The following is a 19478-nucleotide window of genomic DNA, read 5'->3' as shown; positions in this document are numbered from 1 at the left end:
AGCGTAACGCCGCCGCATGATAATCCGCCGGATGTCGTGTTTCGCCCGTGTCGCGACGATTCACCCGTTCGTGGAAACCGGAGCCGGCCGGAGTCTTCCCCCATTGGAGGCGGTGCGACGACCTCTGCGCTACGGCTCTGCCGCCGAGCAGTTTAGAAAGGCGGCTAGACCGCCTGGATGTCGGTCTGGCCCGGCGCGTAGAGCTCGGTCTGGCGGGTGACGAGCGGGCAGTCGAGCGCCCTCGCCTCCCACAGTGCGTGCCGCGCCCCGTACGCCCCCGGCCAGGCGGAGATCTCGACCGCGGCCCGCTCGCTCAATGGCAGGACGGTCAGCGACTTCGACCACAGGATCGAGTCCCAGGCCGAGGCATGCGCCTTCACGAGCGTCCCGGCCTCGACGATCGCGAGGGCCGGAACCCCGATGCTCCCGAGGTCCTGGTCGGCGGTTCGCCACAGCGCCCAGACCGGCGGGTAGGCATCGAACAGTGCGGTAAGAGCCGTGGCGTCGAAGACGAGCGGGTTAGGCCGAATGCCGCGGCCCATCGCCGCCACGATCGGCGGCCGAGGCGTGCATCGCGGCCGCTCGGCGCATGTCCTCGTCGGTGAGCTCGGGCACGAGGTGCGGCATTTCGCGCTTCAGCCGCTCCCAGCCTGCGCCGGGCGTCCACTGCGGAGGACCCGCCTGCTCGGAGAGCGTTGTCATGCGTTCGACGCTAGCCCGCGGGTGGGTGGGTGTCACTCGACCGCGGTGGGCGTCGGGGTCAGGGGGCGGCTTCGAGGAACTGCACACGGCAAGGGCGAGTACGACCTACGACCGGGGCGGCGGCGGCAAGATGACGGGCGCGATCATCCCGGCATCCTGCTGCGCCCGAAGCCCGAACCGGTCGCCTGATGGGTGGCGCAGATGAGGCGGGTTCATAGGCGTCCGATAGTGGCCAATGCCGCGCGCGGCTGCCCTCCGTGCGGCGGCGGGGGGCAGAGCCGACCGGAGTCGAACCGGCGTCCTTTGCCTTGGCAAGGCAACCGCGACCACCTCTGCGCTACGGCTCTGCCCGCCGAGCAGTCTAGAGAAGTCTCAGGAGTCGCCGGCGGCCGCGGCTACGAGCGGCAGCACGCGGTACGGGATCTGCGACGCCAAAGCGATGATCGTCGACGAGCGCACGATCCCCTCGAAGCTCATCACCCGATCAATCACCCGCTGCAGATCGGCGTTCGACCGTGCCACGATCCGGCACAGCAGATCGCCCGAGCCGGTGATCGTGTGCACTTCGAGCACCTCCGGAATGTCCCGCAGGTGCGTCGAAACGGGGTCGTGCCCGAAGCGCTGCCGAATCTCCAGCGTCACGAACGCGGTCACGGAGTAGCCGAGCGCCGCCGGGTCGATGTCCGGTCCGTGGCCACGGATCACGCCCCGGGACGCGAGGCGGTCCAGCCGTGCCTGGATCGTTCCGCGCGCCACGCCCAGGCGGCGGGAGCACTCCAGGACGCCGATGCGCGGTTCGGCGTACAGGAGGCTGATCAGACGTGCATCGAGAACGTCGATTTCACTGGGCAATCTGCTCACCCGTACCCACGAAACAGTCGGCCGATTGTGCAACTTGACCACGCAGAATAGCCTTCCTTGCCCAGGCCGGGCAAAGCGGGCGACGCTACGCGGTATGACCCGCGCAATCGAAGACCTGAACGAGCTCATCGGGGCCGTCGAGCACGACGTGACCCACGACCCGTTTCCGCTCACCGGCCTCGATCACGTCCGGTTCTACGTCGGGAATGCCAAGCAGTCGGCGCACTTCTACTCGACCGCGTTCGGCATGACGCTGCTGGCGTACCGCGGGCCGGAGCAGGGGTACCGCGACCACGCCGAGTACGTGCTCAAGTCCGGCTCGGCGATCTTCGTGTTCGCCGGTGGGGTGCACCGCGAGGCGGAGGCGACCAAGCACTACGAGCGGCACGGTGACGGCATCATCGACATCGCGCTGGAGGTGCCCGACGTCGACACCGCGTTCGCGTTCGCGGTGCGGCAGGGGGCGAAGGTGCTGGAGGAGCCGCACGACGAGCAGGACGAGCACGGCGTGGTGCGCCGGGCCGCGATCGCGACGTACGGCGAGACCCGCCACTCGCTCATCGACCGTTCGCGCTACTCGGGGCCGTTCCTGCCCGGGTTCGTGGCGCGCAAGCCGGTCGTGGCGCCGCCCGCCAAGCGGTACTTCCAGGCCGTCGACCACGTGGTCGGCAACGTGGAGCTGGGCCGGATGGACGAGTGGGTCGAGTTCTACCGGCGGGTCATGGGCTTCACGAACATGGCCGAGTTCGTCGGCGACGACATCGCGACCGAGTACTCCGCGCTCATGAGCAAGGTCGTGGCCAGCGGCACGCGCAAGGTCAAGTTCCCGCTCAACGAGCCGGCCGTGTCGCGCAAGAAGTCGCAGATCGACGAGTACCTCGAGTTCTACGGCGGCCCCGGCGCGCAGCACATCGCGCTGGCGACGAACGACATCATCCGTACCGTCGACGAGATGACGGCCGCGGGCGTCGAGTTCCTCGTGACCCCCGACTCGTACTACGACGACCCCGAGCTGCGCGCCCGCATCGGCCAGGTGCGCGCGCCGATCGAGGAGCTCAAGGCGCGCGGCATCCTGGTGGACCGCGACGAGGACGGGTACCTCCTGCAGATCTTCACCAAGCCGGTCCAGGACCGCCCGACGGTGTTCTTCGAGCTGATCGAGCGGCACGGCTCCCTGGGCTTCGGCAAGGGCAACTTCAAGGCGCTGTTCGAGGCGATCGAGCGAGAGCAGGAACTTCGCGGAAACCTGTAACACTGTCCGGGTGACGTATCCGGGCCAGCCGCAGCCGGGTGGCGCCCCGCAGTACGGGCCGCCCCCCGGTCATCCACAGGATTATCCACAGAGCGGGTACCCTCAAGCGGGTTATCCACAGGTCAGCGGCGCTCCAGTGGGATATCCACAGGCTGGTTATCCACAGCAGGGCGGTTATCCACAGGGTGCCTATGCGGTACCGCCGCCGGTGCTCCGGGCCCCGAACGGCATGCCGCTGGCCAATTTCGGCGATCGGCTCCTCGCGGTGCTGATTGACGCGGCGGTGCTGACCGGGGTCGGCCTGGTGCTGTCCATCCCGGTCTTCATCGCGATCTTCGCCATCATCGCCGGCGCGGCCACCACCGCCTCGGCGAGCGACGGCGCCGGCCCCGCCCCGGCTCTCGTGCTGGGCGTACCGCTCCTGCTCGAACTGCTGCTCGTCGTGCTGATCATCGTGGCCGGCTACGTGTACCACGTCGAGATGTTCGGCAAGACCGGCGTCACCTGGGGCAAGCGGGCCATGAAGCTGCAGATCCTCCGGCTCGACAACCCCGGCGCGCCGCTCGACCGCGGGGTGCTGGCCAGGCGCTGGGCGACCCAGAACATCGTCGGCTTCGTCGTACCGTTCTTCTCCTGGATCGACGGGCTGTGGCAGCTGTGGGACAAGCCGTACCAGCAGTGCCTGCACGACAAGGCAGCGGGGACAATCGTGGTGAAGGCCGGATGAGCGACACGGAGGCGGAGGCGGCGTGACAGCGCCTGGGTGGTACAAGGACCCTGTTGACCAGGACGTCCAGCGGTACTGGGACGGCGAAGGCTGGATCGGCGAGCCCGTGCCCGCCTCGGAACCGGCCCCGGACCGCCCGCCGGTGATCGAAGAGAAACCGGTCACGCCCGCGGCGCCACCCGCGCCGGTTGTCACGGCCCCCGGCCAGCCGCTCCCGCAGGGTGCGGTGGTCCTGCCGCCCGGCACCCCGATCCCGCCCGGTGGCTTCCCGCCGGGCCAGCTGCCGCCCGGGGCGATCGTGCTCCCGCCGGGCACGCCGCTGCCGCCCGGGCTCATGCCGCAGGGCCAGCTGCCGGCCGGCGCGGTGCAGGTGCTGCTGCCGCCGCAGGCCGGGTTCCCGTTGCCGGCCCAGGTCATCCGCCCGCACGGCTACGCGCTCGCGCCGCTCGGCAAGCGCTTCCTGGCGCGGCTCGTGGACATCCTCGCGGTCGGCGCCATCATCGCGGTCGCCACCGGTTACCTGATCTGGCAGTACGTGCGTGAGGTCGGGCCGGTCATGGCCGAGATCTACCGGCGCCAGATGAACGGCGAGTCGATCGGCGATCTCACGACGTCGGATCGCGCGCAGTACCTGCAGATCGTGATCTTGATCTTGATCGCGGCGATCTGGTTCGCCTACGAGGTGCCGTCCAACGCCGGCAGCGGCCAGACCCTCGGCAAGCGGCTCCTGAAGATCAAGGTCGTCGGCCTGGACGCCGACAAGCCGCTGGGCTTCGGCCGCTCGATCCGCCGCTGGAACCCGCTGGGCCTGTGGGTCCTGCTGTGGACCTGCGGGATCGGCTTCCTGCTGCAGTTCATCGACGCGCTGTCGCCGGTCGTCGACTGGCCGCTGCACCGCGCCATCCACGACCGCGCCGCCGGGACCGTCGTGGTCATGGCCGAGCGCGACCCGAACTACACGCCCCCCGAATCCGCGAACGACCCCGGAGACCAGTCATGAGCCTCACCCGCCCGGACCTCGACGCCCTGCCCGCCTACGTGCCCGGCCGCTCCGTGCCCGGCGCGATCAAGCTGGCCAGCAACGAGGTGCCCTACGGCCCGCTGCCCGGCGTCGTGGAGGCGGTGACCGAGGCCGTCGCGGGTGTGCACCGCTACCCCGACATGGGCGTCACCCAGCTGCGTGCCCGCCTGGCCGACAAGCTGGGCGTCGACCCGGACCGCCTCGCGACCGGCTGCGGCTCCGTCGCGCTGTGCGAGCACCTCTTCCGCGTCGCCTGCATGCCCGGCGACGAGGTCGTCTACGCGTGGCGCTCCTTCGAGGCCTACCCGATCATCGGCGCCACCGCCGCCGCGACCAGCGTGCGCGTGCCCAACCTGCCGAACCACGCCCACGACCTGGACGCGATGGCCGACGCGATCACCGACCGCACGCGCATCGTCATCGTCTGCAACCCCAACAATCCCACCGGTACCGCCATCCGCCGCGCCGACCTCGACGCGTTCATCGACCGCGTGCCGTCGAACGTGATCGTCGCCCTCGACGAGGCCTACCGCGAGTTCGTGACCGACCCGGAGGTGCCGGACGGCCTGGAGGCCTACGGCGACCGCCCGAACGTCGTCGTCCTGCGCACGCTGTCGAAGGCCTGGGGCCTGGCCGGCCTGCGGGTCGGCTACCTGATCGGCGCGCCCGAGGTGGCGGCCGCGGTCCGCAAGGTCGTGACCCCGTTCTCGACCTCGGCCCCGGCCCAGGCGGCGGCGCTGGCCGCGCTGGACGCCGAGGCGGAGATGCAGCGCCGCGTCGACCTCGTCGTCTCGGAGCGCACCCGCGTGGTCGAAGCGGTCCGCAAGGTGTACCCCGACGTCCCCGACACCCAGGCCAACTTCTTCTGGCTCCCGCTGGGCGACCAGTCGGCGGAGTTCGCGGCCACGTGCGAGCGCGCCGGCGTGATCGTTCGCGCCTTCCAGGGCGACGGCGTCCGCGTCACCATCGGCACGCCGGAGGAGAACGACGCGTTCCTGGGCGCGATCTAGCCGATTCCGACCAGGACGACCGTGTCCTGGCTGAAGTAGTACCTGTCGTCGATCTCGGACTCCTTGGTGGTCTGCAGCCGCTCGATCACCAAGTAGCCCGCGTGCAGGTAATACAGGCTGAAGACGAACCGGTCCGCCGGGCGGATGCGCAGTTCCGTGCTGGAGGTCACCGCGCCGGTTTCCAGGTTCAAGACCAGCAGTTGGTACTCGTTGTTGATCACGTAGAAGTTGCGCTGGTCGCCGCCGATCAGGCGGCCGTTGACCTCGGACATCCAGAGGCGCTGGCCCGTGGTGCGGGAGAAGGCCCAGATGTAGCCGCCGGTCATCTGCTGGGCGACCACGTCGCCGACGGCGATGACGGTGTCCTTGTCCGCCACCGGTTCGGGCTTCACGGTGCGGTCGGCGGCGAGCGACCAGTACGAGGCGGTGATGGTGCCCAGGCCGGCGGCGGCGTCGGTGTAGGTCACGACGCCCTCGCCCGTCGGGGCGGCCTTGAACATGGTGCAGCCGGATCGGCCGAGCGCGCACGAGGACGGCTCGATGAACCAGTTCGAGACGTTCTCGGTACCGAGCGACGCCCCCGGCGGCCGCCAGGTGGACAGCAGCGTGCCGCTGGCCGCGTCGTACAGCTCCAGGGTCGCCGGCTTGGCGCAGGTGTTCTTGACGAAGTAGGTGTCCGGGCCGGTCCAGTCCGTCGTGCGGCAGCCCGGGTCGGCGGTGAACGAGCGGGTCCACTTGATCGTGCCGTTGACCGGGTCGATGCCCTCGACGACGTCCTTGCCGGTCGCGATCACCACCGGCTGCTTGTCCACGTTCGACGCGCTGACGAACAGGTCGTCGGGCTGCCACATGGTCTTCGCGCCGGTGCGGCGGCCCTTGAACGACTCGCCCTCGGCCGGGTCGATCTTCGCCTGCCAGACGATGTCGCCCTTCTCGGCGTCGAGCGCGACGATCTCGCCGTCGGACCACTTGGTGACCACGACCGACATGCCCACGCCGCTCGCGGGCTTCTCGACCTCGACGATGGAGACGACCTCGGCCGGCCACCGCCGGTACGACCAGTGCGGCGTGTTCATCCGCTGCGCCGTCACCGGAGTGTCGGCGAACACGCGGCGCTGCTCGGTGTACACCCGCAGCCGCCCCTCGACGATCAGCGGGGCCGACTGGAGCTCGGAGTATTGGATGGCCTTGATCGGCTCGGCCGACGGGACGGGCTTGTCGGCCCGGCTCACGGTCTCGGCCGGCTTCAGGGTGCGGTACGCGGTGATCCCCATCGCGAAGAGCACCACGAGGACGAGCAGCCCGGTCAGCACGAACCGAACCGGCCGCGACCAGCTACGCGGCGACACCAGCCGACGCAGTCCGTCCGCACTCGTCCCCATAACCACCTCCGCGGGGCACCATACCTGTCGCACACCGTCGAGCGCGCACGGCGACCGTCGATCCGCAGAAGACTCACACCGCGTTCCCACCGGCCTGTGACATAGACCGACCGGCTTCGGATCAACGCACGTTCACTCGAACGTGTTCTTGGTGATCGTGCCGGTCACCTCCCCGAAGCCGATCCGCGCGCCGCCCGGCCCGGGTGCCGTGGCGGTGATGGACACGGTGTCGCCGTCCAGCAGGAAGGAGCGCGGGGTGCCGTCGGCCAGCTGGATCGGCCGGGCCCCGTTCCAGGTGCGCTCGATGAACGAGCCGGTCTGCTCCGGGTCGGGCCCGCTGACCGTGCCCGACGCGTAGAGGTCACCGGTCCGGGCCCAGGCCCCGTTGACCGTCAGGTGCGCCAGCTGCTGCGCCGGCGTCCAATACATGCCGCTGAACGGAGGCCGCGAGACCAGCGTGTCGTTCCAGAAGACCTCGATGCCGATGTCGTACCCGTGATGCTCCCCCGCCCTCAAGTACGGCAGGACGGCCGGCTCCTGAGGCGGCCCCGCGACCCGGGCCGCGTCCAGCGCGTCGAGCGGCACGACCCAGGGCGAGATCGAGGTGCGGAAGGACTTGCCCAGGAACGGCCCCAGCGGCTGGTATTCCCACGCCTGCAGATCCCGCGCCGACCAGTCGTTCACCAGCACCGCGCCGAACACGTGGGCCCGGAAGTCGTCGATCGGGACCGGCCCGTCGGACGGCACCCCGACCACGAACCCGACCTCGGCCTCGATGTCCAGCCGCCGGGACTCGCCGAACGTGGGGGCGTCGTCGTCGGGTGACTTGCGCTGCCCGTACGGCCGCGGGATCTCGGTGCCGGAGACCACCACGGTCCCGGCCCGCCCGTGATAGCCGACGGGCAGGTGCCGCCAGTTCGGCAGCAGCGGCTCGACGCCGGGCCGGAAGAGCTGCCCGAGGTTGGTCGCGTGCTCCAGCGACGAGTAGAAGTCGACGTAGTCGGCCACCTCGAACGGCAGCTCCAGCCGCACGTCGGCCACCGCGAGCAGCAGCGGCTCGATGGACTCCCGATAGCGCCCGGCGCTGAGCAGCTCGGTCAGCCGCTCGCGCACGCGCACCCAGACCGGCCGCCCCGCCGCCATGAACCTGTTCAGGTTGCCCTGCCCGAGGAAGGCCCCGCCGGCGTCGATCAGGCCGCGCCCCTCGGCCGCCGCCAGGTTGAGCACCCGGTCGCCGATGCGCACCCCGGTCCACCGGAAGCGGTCCTGCCCGAACGAGCAGTACGGCAGGTTCTCCACGCCGAACGGATCGTCGTCCGCCAGCTCCAGCCACGCCGCCCCACTCATCGCGCCGCCTCCGGGCGCGGGCGGTCCAGCAGTCCCAGGGCCACCAGGTCGTCGACCGGGTCCTGGACGCTGCAACTGCCGAACCCGACCCACAGCGGCCGCTCCCGTTCGAGGTGCGGCTGGACTTGGGCCGCGAGCGGCATCGCCTCGGTGGTGGACAGGATCACGGTCAGGTCCGCCGGCGACAGCCCGTCGGCCGCCCCCAGCACCGCCGCCAGGATGTTCAGGAACCCGTGATGCACGAGCCCCGTCTCGGCGTCGGTGTGCCGGACCGCGTGATGCAGCCCCGCCGTCAGCTTGAACGGCAAATCCCGATCCCGGCAGGCGCAGATGACCGAGGCCAGGTCGGCCGGGCTGGGAAACAGCTCCGCCGCCAGCCCGCCGGTGCGGAACTTGGCCGCCACGGGCAGTCCTTCGGCGCGCAGGGCGGCGATCGCGTCGAGGCCGGACATCAGGCCCCAGGCGAGCGGCACCTCGAGGTACCACTGCCACGGCTCTTCGCTTTTCCGCATGAGTGCGGCCAGCCGTTCGATGCCCGGGCACGGGTCCTCGCCCCGCTTGGCGACCGGGCTCTCCAGTTGGCGGGTGCCCGGCGGGAGATCACCCAGGGTGGTTTCCAGCGCGGCCGGATCGCCGATCAGGCCGACCTCGGTGTCGGAGGACGCACCCGCGCGGTCGGCGAGCGGGAGCAGGAGGGGGCCGATGAGCTGGGCATACCAGCTCCGGCGGTGGCCCGCGTGGGCCGGCACGGCTTCGTCGAGCGGCGCGCTGCCGGGCGGGAACACGGCGGCGTCGTCGACCAGGGCGGTCAGCAGGGGTGGCACTGCGTTTGACACGGCTTCCGAATCTAATGGACGCTTTACTGGGCGGACAACTTCGTCCGTTATCCGGACATCCGTTACCGGAGGACCGTGATGCCGTACTACCGCCGCGTCGGCGAGGTGCCGCCGAAGCGCCACACCCAGTTTCGCCAGCCCGACGGCTCCCTGTTCGCGGAAGAGCTGATGGGCCAGGAGGGTTTTTCGAGCGACTCGTCGCTGCTCTACCACCGGCATCGACCCACGGCGATCACCGCGGCCGTGCCGTTCGAACCGCCGGCCTGGTCGCGGGTGCCGAATCTGCCGCTGAAGCCGCGCCACCTGCAGACCGGCAAGCTCGGCGGGGACAAGGCCGACGCGGTCCTCGGGCGGCAGCACCTGCTGGCCAACGACGACGTCCGGATCTCCTACGTGGAGGCGACCGAGCCCTCGCCCCTGTACCGCAACGCCGTCGGCGACGAGTGCCTCTACGTCTCGGCCGGCGAGATCACCCTCGAAACCACCTTCGGCGTCCTCGAGCTGACCGAGGGCGACTACGCGATCATCCCCACCTCGGTGATCCACCGACTCGTGCCGAAGAACGGCTCGGCGAAGCTGCTGACTATCGAAGCGACCGGACACATCGGACCTCCGCGGCGCTATCTCTCGGTGCGTGGGCAGTTCCTGGAGCACTCCCCCTACTGCGAGCGTGACCTCCGTGGCCCAGCGGAACCCATCATCGCCGAGGGGTACGACATTTCCGTGTTGGTGCAGCACAGGCGGGGTTGGACCGAGCACATCTACGCGAATCACCCGTTCGACGTCGTCGGGTGGGACGGCTGCCTGTACCCGTGGGCGTTCTCGATCCACGACTTCGAGCCGATCACCGGGCGGGTGCACCAGCCGCCGCCGGTGCACCAGACGTTCGAGGGGCCGAACTTCGTGATCTGCTCGTTCGTACCCCGCAAGGTCGACTACCACCCGCTGGCCATCCCGGTGCCGTACAACCACCACAACGTCGACTCCGACGAGGTGCTCTTCTACACGGGCGGCAACTACGAGGCCCGCCGCGGCTCCGGCATCGAGCAGGGCTCCATCTCGCTGCACCCGAGCGGCTTCACCCACGGCCCGCAGCCGGGAGCGGTCGAGCGCGCGATCGGCGTCGAGGCCTTCGACGAGCTCGCGGTCATGGTCGACACCTTCCGCCCGCTCGACCTGTGCGAGCCCGCCCTCGCGATCGAGGACACCGGCTACGCGTGGACCTGGAACAGAAACGCCTAGTCTCGGATGGTCTTTCTGGCACCGTTGGATATCGTTCGATGTCCTGAAAAGCGGTGGGGGAGCTTCGCTCCACCCACACCCCCTCAAGACCGCACCGGGGCCCGGCCGGGGCCTGGCGTGCCTAGTGGGAGACAGGGTAGATCAATGCGACGGCCGTGGCGGCCAAGCCCTCGCCGCGGCCGGTGAAGCCCAGGCCGTCGGTGGTGGTCCCGGACAGCCGCACGATCGCCCCGATCGCATCATGCAGCACCCGCTCCGCCTCCGAGCGCCGCTTGCCGATCTTCGGCACGTTGCCGATCACCTGCACGGACACGTTGCCGATCTCGAAGCCCGCGTCGCGGACCAGACGCGCGCTCTCCCGCAGCAGCTTGACCCCCGAAGCACCGGCCCACTCGGGCCGCGAGGAGCCGAAATTCGCCCCCAGATCACCCAGCCCGGCCGCGGACAGCAGCGCGTCGCACATCGCGTGGGCGGCGACGTCGCCGTCGGAGTGCCCGGCCAGGCCGTCGACGCCCTCCCACTTGAGCCCGGCGACCCAGCACGCGCGGCCGGATTCAAAGGCATGGACGTCCGTACCGTTCCCGATGAGCATCACTTCGGGAGGGTACGACGTTCGGTGCCGGACCGTGAACCTTCGGTTGCCAGACCGTCGCTCGGGTCGGCAGGCTGGCGAATGAGGCCTAGGCTGGGATGGGTGCGCAGCGACTTGACGACCCCGACGAGCCACAAGCCGTGGTGGCGCACCGGAGCCGCGATGCGCTTCGGTCTGCTCGCCGTCATTGTGGTGTCCCTGTCCGTGGCGATCATCATTGCCCACCCGACCAAGGGCTCCCTGGCCCACGCGGTCGGCCACAACCAGCTGGCCCCATTTATCGCGATCGGCGGATCGGCCGTGCTGACCACCGCCCTCGCCCCGCGCACGCTGCTGGCCGGCGTCGGCGGGCTGGTGTTCGGCTTCGCGGGCGGCGTCCTCTACGTCATGCTCGGCATCACCCTCGGCGCGCTAATCGCCCACACGGTCGGCCGCTTCCTGGGCCGCGACTTCATGGCCCGCCACCTCAGCGGGCGGCTGCTGCAGATGGAGCAGGCGGTCGCCAAGCGCGGCGTCCTGGCCATCGTGATCTCGCGGATGATCCCGCTGGTGCCGTTCGGCATCGCGAACTACATCTTCGGCACCACGAGCGTGCGGATCAGTGCTTTCCTCGCCGGTACCGTCGTCGGCGCCCTCCCGGCCACGCTCGCCTACTCGGCGCTCGGCTCGGCCACGGCCCGCGGCGACGCGGTCGGCATGTCGATCGCCGGCGTCATCATCGCGACCCTCGGCATCGGCGGCTCCGTCGGCAGCCTGCTCATCTGGCGCCGCCGCCCGCGCAAAACCGCGAACGCGACGCCGGCTGCCGCTTAGGGCTTCTCGGATGGTCTCACTGGCGACGGGGTTGACCGTTCGATGTCCTGAAAAGCAGTGGGGGAGCTCCGCTCCACCCACACCCCCTCAACACCGCAGCGGGTCCTAACCGGGGGCCTGAAGGAACAGCGCGGCGACTTCCAGGTCGAACGGCCGGGTAATTTTCAACGCGGCCTCGGAGCCGGGCACGGTAAACACCGTCACCCCGATCCGCTCCGCCATGCCGGCGTCGTCGGTGTGCTCATCGGAAGCGGCCGCGTGGGCCTTCTCCAGGATCGAGCGCTGGAAGCCCTGCGGCGTCTGCACCGCACGCAGGGAAGACCGGTCCACGGTGGCCACCACGTCCCCGGAATCCGAGACCTGCTTGATGGTGTCGACCACCGGGAGAACGGGTATGACCGCGGCGTGCCCCCCACGAACGGCTGCCGCGACGGCCTCCACCAGCTCCGGTGGGGTCAGCGCGCGCGCGGCGTCGTGGACCAGCACGATGTCGAAGTCCGCGGGCACGGCGGCCAGCGCCGCGGCGACGGAGGCCTGCCGGGTCGCCCCGCCGGCCACCACCAGCACGGGTGCCACGGGAGCGAGCAGTTCCACGACCGCGGACACAGCGTCCGCGGGCGCGGCGACAACGATGCAGCCAACGCTGGGCGCGAGCGCAAGACGCCGTACGGCGTGCACAAGGAGCGGCTCACCGCCCAGGAGGCGAAGTGCCTTGGGGCCACCGGGTCCGAGTCGGATGCCCATACCGGCCGCAGGCACGAGGACCGCGACGTCACCACGCACAGATACGTGCGCCGTCACGTCGCGGTCCTCGGTATCGAAGGGATAGCCAGGCTGGATACGTCAGGCCTCGGTCAACACCTTGTCGAGCAGCGTCTCCGCCTCGTCCTTGGTGCTCTTCTCGGCGAGCGCCACCTCGCCGACAAGGATGTCCCGCGCCTTGGCGAGCATGCGCTTCTCGCCGGCCGACAGACCACGCTCACGGTCGCGACGCCACAGGTCGCGAACGACCTCAGCCACCTTGAGCGGATTGCCGGAGGCCAGCTTCTCCAGATTCGCCTTGTAACGCCGCGACCAGTTGGTCGGCTCCTCGGTGTGCGGAGCGCGGAGGACGTCGAAGACCTTCGTCAGGCCTTCTTCGCCGACCACCTCGCGCACGCCGACGATCTCGGCGTTCTCAGCGGGCACCCGCACCGTCAGGTCACCCTGAGCGACCCTGAGGACGAGATACTTCTTCTCCTCGCCCTTGATGACGCGAGTCTCGATTGCCTCGATGAGTGCGGCCCCGTGGTGGGGGTAGACAACGGTCTCGCCGACACTGAAAACCATAGGTTCGAAACCCCTTTCGCTGTGTCTAGGGTAACACGGTCACGCGCTGTCGGCCCACCCCAGAGCGCAGCATTCGCGCAGGTCAGAACACATGTGAGTCCCCTTTCTCCCGCTTGACAGGAATCGTGGAACCTGCTGTGTAGCGGATCAACAACCCGGAGCACACACAAATGGCCTGGCAGTCGGACATATCCGATTGATTACGGCAAGTGTCCTCCACGCCACGCCGCGAGTCCAGAACCGACACTCTGTGTGACGTGACCAGCGGCGGAGCGTAGATGATACGCACAGATCTCGATGCAGTCACCTCTGGCGCAGGGCCGGGTGGTGAGGGAAAGTTGAGGCAGGTGCGAGGAGAACGCGATGGGCGCTCTGCGGGATGACAACGGCGGTGGTGAGCGACCACAAGAGGGTGGTGGCCTCCCCGATCTCCCGCCTGAGTGGGGAACGATCATCATTCCCGACGATCCCGGCGATCTCGATGGGGAAGGCGCCGCGATCCGTAAGCAATTCCGCCGCGCCACGATTCGGCGGCGCTGGCGGCGACGGCTGCACCTGAAGCCCGAGCCGGCGCGGCGGACCAGCGATGATTCGCCGGGTTTGGCCGTACCACTGCTGATCATGACAATCGCGGTCATCGCGACGCTGGTCAGCCTGTTCGCCGTCGCGTGGCCTGGGCGCGCCCCGCGCACCTCCCCGCGGGTCGGATCGCCGACGAACTCGCCCGCCGCGGTGTCGCTGACCGGCGTGAGCCTCACCGACGCGGACGGCAAGCCGGTCGGCATCGTCGAGATCGCCCCGGCCGTCGTGCTGATCGTGGACGGGTGCACGTGCGAAGAGCTCATCCGCAGTACCGCCGACGCCGTTGTGACCGCCAAGAGCCGAGCCCGCGTCGTGGTCGTGGCCATGCGCTCGCCCACGCTGCCGAGCGAGCTCAACGAGCAGGTGAGCGTGCGGTCCCTGGCCGACCCGAACAGCTCGCTGCGCGCGTCCGTGCCCGCCCTGGCCGGCGACCGCACCACCGCCGCGGTGCTGATCAACGACCGGGGCCGCCTGGTCAAGGCGGTGCGCTCGGTGACCAGCCCCGAGGAGTTCAAGGGCGAGCTACTGAGCCTCTAGCAGCACCCCATAGAGGGTCAGCCCGGGCCCGAACGCCAGCGCGACGGTCGTGCGCGGCGGTCCCGCGGCCCGGCGGCGCAGCGCGTCGATGATCAACAGGACAGTGGGCGACGAGCAGTTGCCGTGCGCCGCGAGCGTGCCGCGCGACTCGGCGAGGGCGGATTCGGGCAGCGCGAGTTTGTCCCGCACCACGTCCAAAATTCTAGGGCCCCCCGGGTGTACCGCCCAAGCGTCCACCTCCGCCGCCGACAAACCGCGCGGGGCGAGCAGCCGGTCCACCAGATCCGCGACGTAGATCGACAGCACGTCGGGGACCCGCGGCGACAGCCCCATCCGGAAGCCCAGATCGGTCACGTCCCACGTCATGTGGTCCGCCGTCGCCGTGTCGGTCACCGCGGAGATGTCGGCCACGAGCGCGCCCGGGCCGTCCGGCACGAGGACCACGGCCGCGGCCGCGTCGGAGAACAGCGCGTGCGCCACGATCTGCTGCGGGTCGTCCGTCGGCGGCTGGACGTGCAGGCTGGTCAGCTCCAGGCACAGCAGCACCGCCGGCCGCCCGCGCGCGGCGACGTAGTCCGAGGCCGCCCCGAGCCCCGGCAGCGCCGCGTAGCAGCCCATGTGCCCGATGAACAGGCGCTGGGTGTCGGCCGCCATGCCCAGGTCACGGGCGAGCAGGATGTCCAGCCCCGGCGTCGCGTACCCCGTGCAGGAACACACCACGAACAGCCCGATCTCGTCGGGGCGCAGTCCGGCCGCGTCCAAGGCGCCGGCGACCGCGTCCTTGCCGAGGGGCAGCGCCTCGGTGAGGTACCGACTCATGCGTTTGGCGGTTGACCAGGAGGAGGCGTCCTCCAGCAGCGGATTGACCGCCCCGTGGCGGGTCACGACGCCGGAGTTGGCGAAGATCCGCTTGGCCAGCCCGCGCCGGGGCCCGTCGTAATGCCGCCTGAAGTAGCCGTCCCACACCTCGTCCTGGCGCATCTGGCCGGGGAACGTCACGTGCATCCCCGCTATGGCGGCACCTGTCACTGAGTTTCCTTTCTGCCGCGCCCCTGGTAGAGGATCGCGGTCGAGAACGTGGGGACGATCGGCACCGCGGACCGGCGGGTGACCAGCCAGCGGGCGAGAGCGGGCAGCGCCGGGCGCACGCCGCGCACGTCGAGCGGGACGCCGTGGCGCGCGCACTCGTCGCGCAGTCGCCGCGGGTCCACGAACAGCGCCGGGTCGTGCAGGCCGCGCACCGCCGGGAACATGCCCTCGGCGAGGCGCACGGCGACCAGCCGGGCCAGGGCGGTGTCGGCCAGCGTGTCGAGCACCAGCCAGCCGCCCGGGCGCAGGATCCGGCACGCCTCGGCGACCGTGCCCTCCAGGTCGGGCACGTGCTCCAGCAGCTCGCCGGCGCTCACCACGTCGGCGCTGCCGTCGGCGAAGGGCAGATACCGCACGTCGGCCAGCACCGGGGCGACACCGTGCGCGGCCGCCTGCTCCAGGCCGGAGACGATCAGATCGACCCCGACATGGGTGTACCCCTTGCCGGCCACGTGCGGCGCCAGCAGCCCGCCGCCGCAGCCCAGATCGACCAGGATCGCCCCCTGCCGCTCGGCGGGCGGGATCAGGCGGGCACGGGCGCGCGCGAGCCAGTACAACATCGAGAACGGGCTGCCCGGGCGCCACCAATCGCCGGCCAGGTCGTCGTACTGACCAGGGTCGTTGCGTGCGCGCCTCGGCGAAGGCATGAGACGAGCCTGACATGGAACCCCTCCGGCGGCCACACTTGCCGGATGTCGGTTGCGATCTCGCTGCTGCGGGCGAGTCACCCGGAACCCGCCGCGGGTGTCACGGCGGTGGCCGTGCTGTTGTCGCTGGGCCTGGATCGCCCGGTGCCGGGGGTGATCGCGGCCGGCGCCACGGTCCTGGCGAGTCAGCTCTCCATCGGCTGGGTCAACGACGCGCTCGATGCCGAGCGCGACGCCGCGGCCGGACGGACCGACAAGCCGGTGGCGGCCGGAAAGGTCTCCCGGCGGCTCGTGGCCGGGCTCGGCGTCGCCGCGGCCGTCGTGTGCGTGCCGCTCGGCTTCCTCTCCGGCTGGCATGCGGGCCTGGTGTCGGCCCTGGCCCTCGCGTCCGCGCTGCTCTACGACTGGCCGCTCAAGGCGACGGTGGTCTCGGTGCTGCCGTACGCGGTCTCGTTCGCCTGCCTGCCCGCGTTCGTGGTGCTCGGCGCGGGCAAGACCCCGCCGGTGTGGCTGCTCGCGGCGGGTGCGCTGCTGGGCGCGGGCGCGCACTTCGTCAACACCCTGCCGGACCTGGACGCCGACGTGCGGACGGGCATCCGCGGCCTGCCCCAGCGCTTCGGCCGGCGGGGGTCGTTGGTGGCGGCGGCGGTACTGCTGCTCGGTGCCACCGCCGCCCTCGCGCTCGGCCCGCCGGGTCCGCCCGCGGTGCTGTTCTGGCCGGCGCTGGGACTGGCGCTGATCGCCCTTTCCTGGGGGTGGTACCGCATGAATCGCGACACAACTTCGCGTGCGCCTTTCCTCGCCGTCATCGCGGTCGCCCTGATCGATGTCGTGTTTCTCCTGATCAGCGGCCTGAACCTGGATTGAGTCACCATTGCCAGGGTGGGCGTAATCCACCGATCAAGGGCATCTAGGCTGTACTGCGGGCTGCCCCTTGATTTGGAGGAACCAAGGTGACGCGTTCGACTCAGGCCAAGCCGCTGGCTCGTCGCCGCACGGCGCTGGGCGCTGCGCTCCTGGCGACGGCCGCGCTCGGCGTCGGCCTGCTTTCCGCCTGCTCGGCGGGCCAGATCACCCAGACCGACACCCAGCAGGCCGCGGTGCCCGGCGTCAGCGCCGAGAGCGCCGACGGCAAGATCGCGCTGCGGGACGGCGGCATCACGTACGCCGACCAGTACAAGGCCGGCGCGACGGTGCCGCTCACCGTCCGGTTCTTCAACAACGCCGAGCAGGCCGCCAAGCTCACCGGCGCGACCAGCGACAACGGCAAGATCGTCCTCGTCGGCGGCGCACAGCCGTCGGCCGCGGCGGCGCCGGCCTCGCCCTCGCCGTCGGTGACCTCGCCCTCGGTCACGCCGTCCGGCTCCCGCAGGCCGTCGGGCTCGCCGTCGGGCTCGCCGTCCGGCTCTCCGTCCGAGTCGCCCTCGGTCGCGCCGCCCTCGCCGACGCCCACCTCGGCGGGCGCGTCGAACATCGCGGTCGACGTCCCGGTCGCGGGCGCGGCGCTGCTGACCCACGACAACGGCGGCACCAAGTACCTCGCGATCGACAAGCTGACCGGGGAGCCGCTGCTGCCCGGGGGCGCGCTGACCAACGTGGTGTTCACCTTCACCTACGCGGATGGCAGCACGACCACGATGAAGCTGCCGAACCTGCCGATGACGCCGCCCGCGACCCCGCTGCCGAAGCCGTCCTCGGTCGTGCACGGCGAGGACGAGGAGTAATCCGTTTTTGTCGTACCCCTCGGCTAGGTTCGGGGCGTGACGAAGACTCGGGGCGCAATCTACGAATGCGATGTCTGCGGGCATCGGCCTCCTAAGTGGATCGGCCGGTGCCCGGAGTGCGGCGAGTGGGGCGCCATCCTGGAGGTCGCGGGGGGCGCGGCCGCCGCACCGGCCGCCCTACGCGCTGTGCCTTCGCGGGCGCCGCTGGAGCCGGCCCGGCCGATCGCCGAGATCAGCGCCGCCCCGGCCAAGGCCCGCCCGACCGGCGTGGGCGAGTTCGACCGGGTCCTCGGCGGCGGCATCGTCCCCGGCGGCGTGGTCCTGCTGGCCGGCGAGCCGGGCGTCGGCAAGTCCACCCTCCTGCTCGACGTGGCCCAGCAGTGGGCGCTGCAGGGCGAGAGCCCGTCGCTCGTGGTCAGCGGCGAGGAGTCGACGAGCCAGGTCCGGCTGCGGGCCGAGCGCATCGGGGCCCTGCACGAGAAGTTGTACCTCGCGTCGGAGACTGACCTGTCGGCCGTACTCGGCCACCTGGACGCCGTGAAGCCGGGCCTGCTCATCCTCGACTCGGTCCAGACCGTCTCCGCACCCGGCGTCGACGGCGTCGCGGGCGGTGTCACCCAGGTCCGCGCCGTCACCGCGGCCCTGGTGGCGATCGCCAAGGAACGCGGCCTGGCCACGGTGCTGGTCGGCCACGTGACGAAGGACGGCAACGTGGCCGGCCCACGCGTCCTCGAGCACCTGGTCGACGTGGTCCTCAACTTCGAGGGCGACAAACACTCCTCACTGCGCATGGTCCGCGGCCTCAAAAACCGCTTCGGCGCCGCCGACGAGGTCGGCTGCTTCGAGATGCACGAGGGCGGCATCACGAGCCTGCCCGACCCGAGCGGCCTCTTCCTCACCCGCTACGCCGACGCCGTCTCGGGCACCTGCGTCTGCGTCGCCATGGAGGGCCGGCGCGCCCTGGTCACCGAGGTCCAGACCCTGATCGGCGCCCAGATGCCGGGCTCACCCCGCCGCACCGTCAGCGGCCTCGACTCGGCCCGCCTGGCCATGGTGCTGGCCGTCCTGCAACGGCGGGCCGGCATCCAACTGCACGACCGCGAGGTCTACGCGGCCACGGTCGGCGGCCTCCGCGTCACCGAACCAGCGGCCGACCTGGCCCTGGCCCTGGCCGCGGCTTCGGCCGCCCACGAACTGCCGATGCCGCCGGACCTCGTCGCACTGGGCGAGGTCGGCCTGACCGGCGAGGTGCGCCGGGTGGGCGCCGTACCGCGCCGACTGGCCGAGGCAGCGCGGCTGGGCTTCCGGTTCGCGCTGGTGCCGCCGGGCTGCGGGCCGGCCGCCACGGGAGTCACCCCGCCGGGGATGCGAGTGCTGGAGGTGAACGACGTCCGGACCGCATTGCACTACGCGGTAAAGGCAACCGCAGAAGACGTCTAACCACCCTTAGGACCCGGTGCGGTGTTGAGACCGCATCGCACAACGCGGTGAAAGCGACCCCAGACGACGCCTGACCACCCGTAGAACCCGTGCGGTGTTGAGACCGCGACAGCAGAAGACTTCTGACCACCCGTAGAACCCGGTGCGGCGTTCAGACCGCGACCACAGAAGACCTCCGACTACCCATAGGACCCGGTGCGGCGTTCAGACCGCGACCACAGAAGACCTCTGACCACCTATAGGACTCGGTGCGGTGTTGAGGGGGTGTGGGTGGAGCGGAGCTCCCCCACTGTTTTTCAGGACATCGAACGGTCCAACCCCGCCGCCAGGGCGCCCATACAGTGG

21 protein-coding genes and 1 tRNA gene are annotated in these 19478 nt (G+C 70.6%); 10 read left to right on the top strand and 12 right to left on the bottom strand.

Going from position 1 to position 19478, the window contains the following annotated elements:
- Positions 1-164: 164 nt before the first annotated feature.
- The 4 genes from ACQP00_RS01425 to ACQP00_RS01410 all read right to left on the bottom strand — a co-directional run bounded on the left by ACQP00_RS01425 (position 165) and on the right by ACQP00_RS01410 (position 1563).
- On the bottom strand, positions 165-542 hold the full coding sequence (locus ACQP00_RS01425; protein WP_433213140.1) for a hypothetical protein: 378 nt from the start codon (positions 540-542) through the stop codon (positions 165-167).
- Positions 520-702 (bottom strand): hypothetical protein, encoded by a 183-nt coding sequence (locus tag ACQP00_RS01420; protein ID WP_433213137.1) that lies wholly within the window; start codon positions 700-702, stop codon positions 520-522. The genes ACQP00_RS01425 and ACQP00_RS01420 overlap by 23 nt, the downstream gene beginning before the upstream one ends.
- 273 nt (positions 703-975) lie before the next feature.
- Positions 976-1049 (bottom strand) — tRNA-Gly (locus ACQP00_RS01415).
- A gap of 25 nt (positions 1050-1074) precedes the next feature.
- Positions 1075-1563 carry an Lrp/AsnC family transcriptional regulator gene (locus ACQP00_RS01410; RefSeq protein ID WP_433223628.1) on the bottom strand — a complete coding sequence of 163 codons (489 nt, stop codon included), beginning with the start codon at positions 1561-1563 and terminating at the stop codon, positions 1075-1077.
- Between the two features lie 94 nt (positions 1564-1657).
- Here ACQP00_RS01410 and hppD point away from each other — a divergent pair, with 94 nt between their 5' ends.
- The 4 genes from hppD (at position 1658) to hisC (ending at position 5573) form a co-directional block, all read left to right on the top strand.
- Positions 1658-2815, top strand: coding sequence for a 4-hydroxyphenylpyruvate dioxygenase (gene hppD, locus ACQP00_RS01405; RefSeq protein ID WP_433213134.1), 1158 nt, complete (start codon positions 1658-1660; stop codon positions 2813-2815).
- Positions 2816-3023: 208 nt separating this feature from the next.
- Positions 3024-3542 carry an RDD family protein gene (locus ACQP00_RS01400; protein ID WP_433213131.1) on the top strand — a complete coding sequence of 173 codons (519 nt, stop codon included), beginning with the start codon at positions 3024-3026 and terminating at the stop codon, positions 3540-3542.
- Between the two features lie 22 nt (positions 3543-3564).
- Complete coding sequence (locus tag ACQP00_RS01395) at positions 3565-4542, top strand: RDD family protein (RefSeq protein WP_433213128.1); 978 nt, start codon at positions 3565-3567, stop codon at positions 4540-4542.
- Positions 4539-5573: a histidinol-phosphate transaminase gene (hisC, locus tag ACQP00_RS01390; RefSeq protein WP_433213125.1), complete on the top strand. Its 1035-nt coding sequence runs from the start codon at positions 4539-4541 to the stop codon at positions 5571-5573. Before ACQP00_RS01395 ends, hisC begins: the two co-directional genes overlap by 4 nt.
- On the opposite strand, the gene ACQP00_RS01385 is transcribed toward hisC, so the two are convergent.
- The 3 genes from ACQP00_RS01385 to ACQP00_RS01375 all read right to left on the bottom strand — a co-directional run bounded on the left by ACQP00_RS01385 (position 5570) and on the right by ACQP00_RS01375 (position 9138).
- Positions 5570-6922, bottom strand: coding sequence for a PQQ-binding-like beta-propeller repeat protein (locus tag ACQP00_RS01385; protein WP_433213122.1), 1353 nt, complete (start codon positions 6920-6922; stop codon positions 5570-5572). The two genes, hisC and ACQP00_RS01385, sit on opposite strands and share 4 nt — an antisense overlap.
- Before the next feature lie 165 nt (positions 6923-7087).
- Positions 7088-8302 (bottom strand): fumarylacetoacetase, encoded by a 1215-nt coding sequence (gene fahA / locus ACQP00_RS01380; protein ID WP_433213119.1) that lies wholly within the window; start codon positions 8300-8302, stop codon positions 7088-7090.
- Complete coding sequence (locus tag ACQP00_RS01375) at positions 8299-9138, bottom strand: hypothetical protein (RefSeq protein WP_433213116.1); 840 nt, start codon at positions 9136-9138, stop codon at positions 8299-8301. Before ACQP00_RS01375 ends, fahA begins: the two co-directional genes overlap by 4 nt.
- A 78-nt stretch (positions 9139-9216) precedes the next feature.
- On the opposite strand from ACQP00_RS01375, the gene ACQP00_RS01370 reads away from it, so the two are divergent.
- Positions 9217-10380 carry a homogentisate 1,2-dioxygenase gene (locus tag ACQP00_RS01370; protein ID WP_433223626.1) on the top strand — a complete coding sequence of 388 codons (1164 nt, stop codon included), beginning with the start codon at positions 9217-9219 and terminating at the stop codon, positions 10378-10380.
- Positions 10381-10501: 121 nt separating this feature from the next.
- Here ACQP00_RS01370 and ispF read toward each other — a convergent pair whose 3' ends face one another.
- Positions 10502-10972 (bottom strand): 2-C-methyl-D-erythritol 2,4-cyclodiphosphate synthase, encoded by a 471-nt coding sequence (gene ispF, locus ACQP00_RS01365; protein ID WP_433223624.1) that lies wholly within the window; start codon positions 10970-10972, stop codon positions 10502-10504.
- A 102-nt stretch (positions 10973-11074) separates the two neighbouring features.
- Between ispF and ACQP00_RS01360 the strand changes: the two genes are divergently transcribed.
- Positions 11075-11785: a TVP38/TMEM64 family protein gene (locus tag ACQP00_RS01360; RefSeq protein ID WP_433213113.1), complete on the top strand. Its 711-nt coding sequence runs from the start codon at positions 11075-11077 to the stop codon at positions 11783-11785.
- 105 nt (positions 11786-11890) lie between these two features.
- Here the strand turns inward: ACQP00_RS01360 and ispD are convergent, their stop codons facing one another.
- Together ispD and ACQP00_RS01350 are read right to left on the bottom strand one after the other, a co-directional pair.
- Positions 11891-12529, bottom strand: coding sequence for a 2-C-methyl-D-erythritol 4-phosphate cytidylyltransferase (ispD, locus tag ACQP00_RS01355; RefSeq protein ID WP_433223622.1), 639 nt, complete (start codon positions 12527-12529; stop codon positions 11891-11893).
- A gap of 99 nt (positions 12530-12628) precedes the next feature.
- Positions 12629-13114, bottom strand: a complete 486-nt coding sequence (locus ACQP00_RS01350) for a CarD family transcriptional regulator (protein ID WP_433054921.1) — start codon at positions 13112-13114, stop codon at positions 12629-12631.
- 621 nt (positions 13115-13735) lie between these two features.
- Between ACQP00_RS01350 and ACQP00_RS01345 the strand changes: the two genes are divergently transcribed.
- Positions 13736-14233, top strand: coding sequence for a hypothetical protein (locus tag ACQP00_RS01345; RefSeq protein WP_433213110.1), 498 nt, complete (start codon positions 13736-13738; stop codon positions 14231-14233).
- On the opposite strand, the gene ACQP00_RS01340 is transcribed toward ACQP00_RS01345, so the two are convergent.
- Together ACQP00_RS01340 and ACQP00_RS01335 are read right to left on the bottom strand one after the other, a co-directional pair.
- Positions 14219-15238 (bottom strand): type III polyketide synthase, encoded by a 1020-nt coding sequence (locus ACQP00_RS01340; RefSeq protein WP_433213107.1) that lies wholly within the window; start codon positions 15236-15238, stop codon positions 14219-14221. The genes ACQP00_RS01345 and ACQP00_RS01340 overlap by 15 nt on opposite strands.
- Before the next feature lie 20 nt (positions 15239-15258).
- Positions 15259-15969, bottom strand: coding sequence for a methyltransferase domain-containing protein (locus ACQP00_RS01335; RefSeq protein WP_433213104.1), 711 nt, complete (start codon positions 15967-15969; stop codon positions 15259-15261).
- Between the two features lie 45 nt (positions 15970-16014).
- Here ACQP00_RS01335 and ACQP00_RS01330 point away from each other — a divergent pair, with 45 nt between their 5' ends.
- The 3 genes from ACQP00_RS01330 (at position 16015) to radA (ending at position 19133) form a co-directional block, all read left to right on the top strand.
- A complete protein-coding gene (locus ACQP00_RS01330) occupies positions 16015-16836 on the top strand; it encodes a UbiA family prenyltransferase (protein WP_433213101.1) in 822 nt (273 codons plus the stop codon).
- A gap of 86 nt (positions 16837-16922) precedes the next feature.
- Positions 16923-17693, top strand: a complete 771-nt coding sequence (locus ACQP00_RS01325; RefSeq protein WP_433213098.1) for a hypothetical protein — start codon at positions 16923-16925, stop codon at positions 17691-17693.
- A gap of 36 nt (positions 17694-17729) precedes the next feature.
- Positions 17730-19133: a DNA repair protein RadA gene (gene radA, locus ACQP00_RS01320; protein ID WP_433213095.1), complete on the top strand. Its 1404-nt coding sequence runs from the start codon at positions 17730-17732 to the stop codon at positions 19131-19133.
- Positions 19134-19478 lie beyond the last annotated feature (345 nt).

Source organism: Dactylosporangium sp. CS-047395, assembly GCF_050942185.1.
Lineage (GTDB): Bacteria > Actinomycetota > Actinomycetes > Mycobacteriales > Micromonosporaceae > Dactylosporangium.
This window is presented reverse-complemented; position numbering and strand designations above follow the sequence as displayed.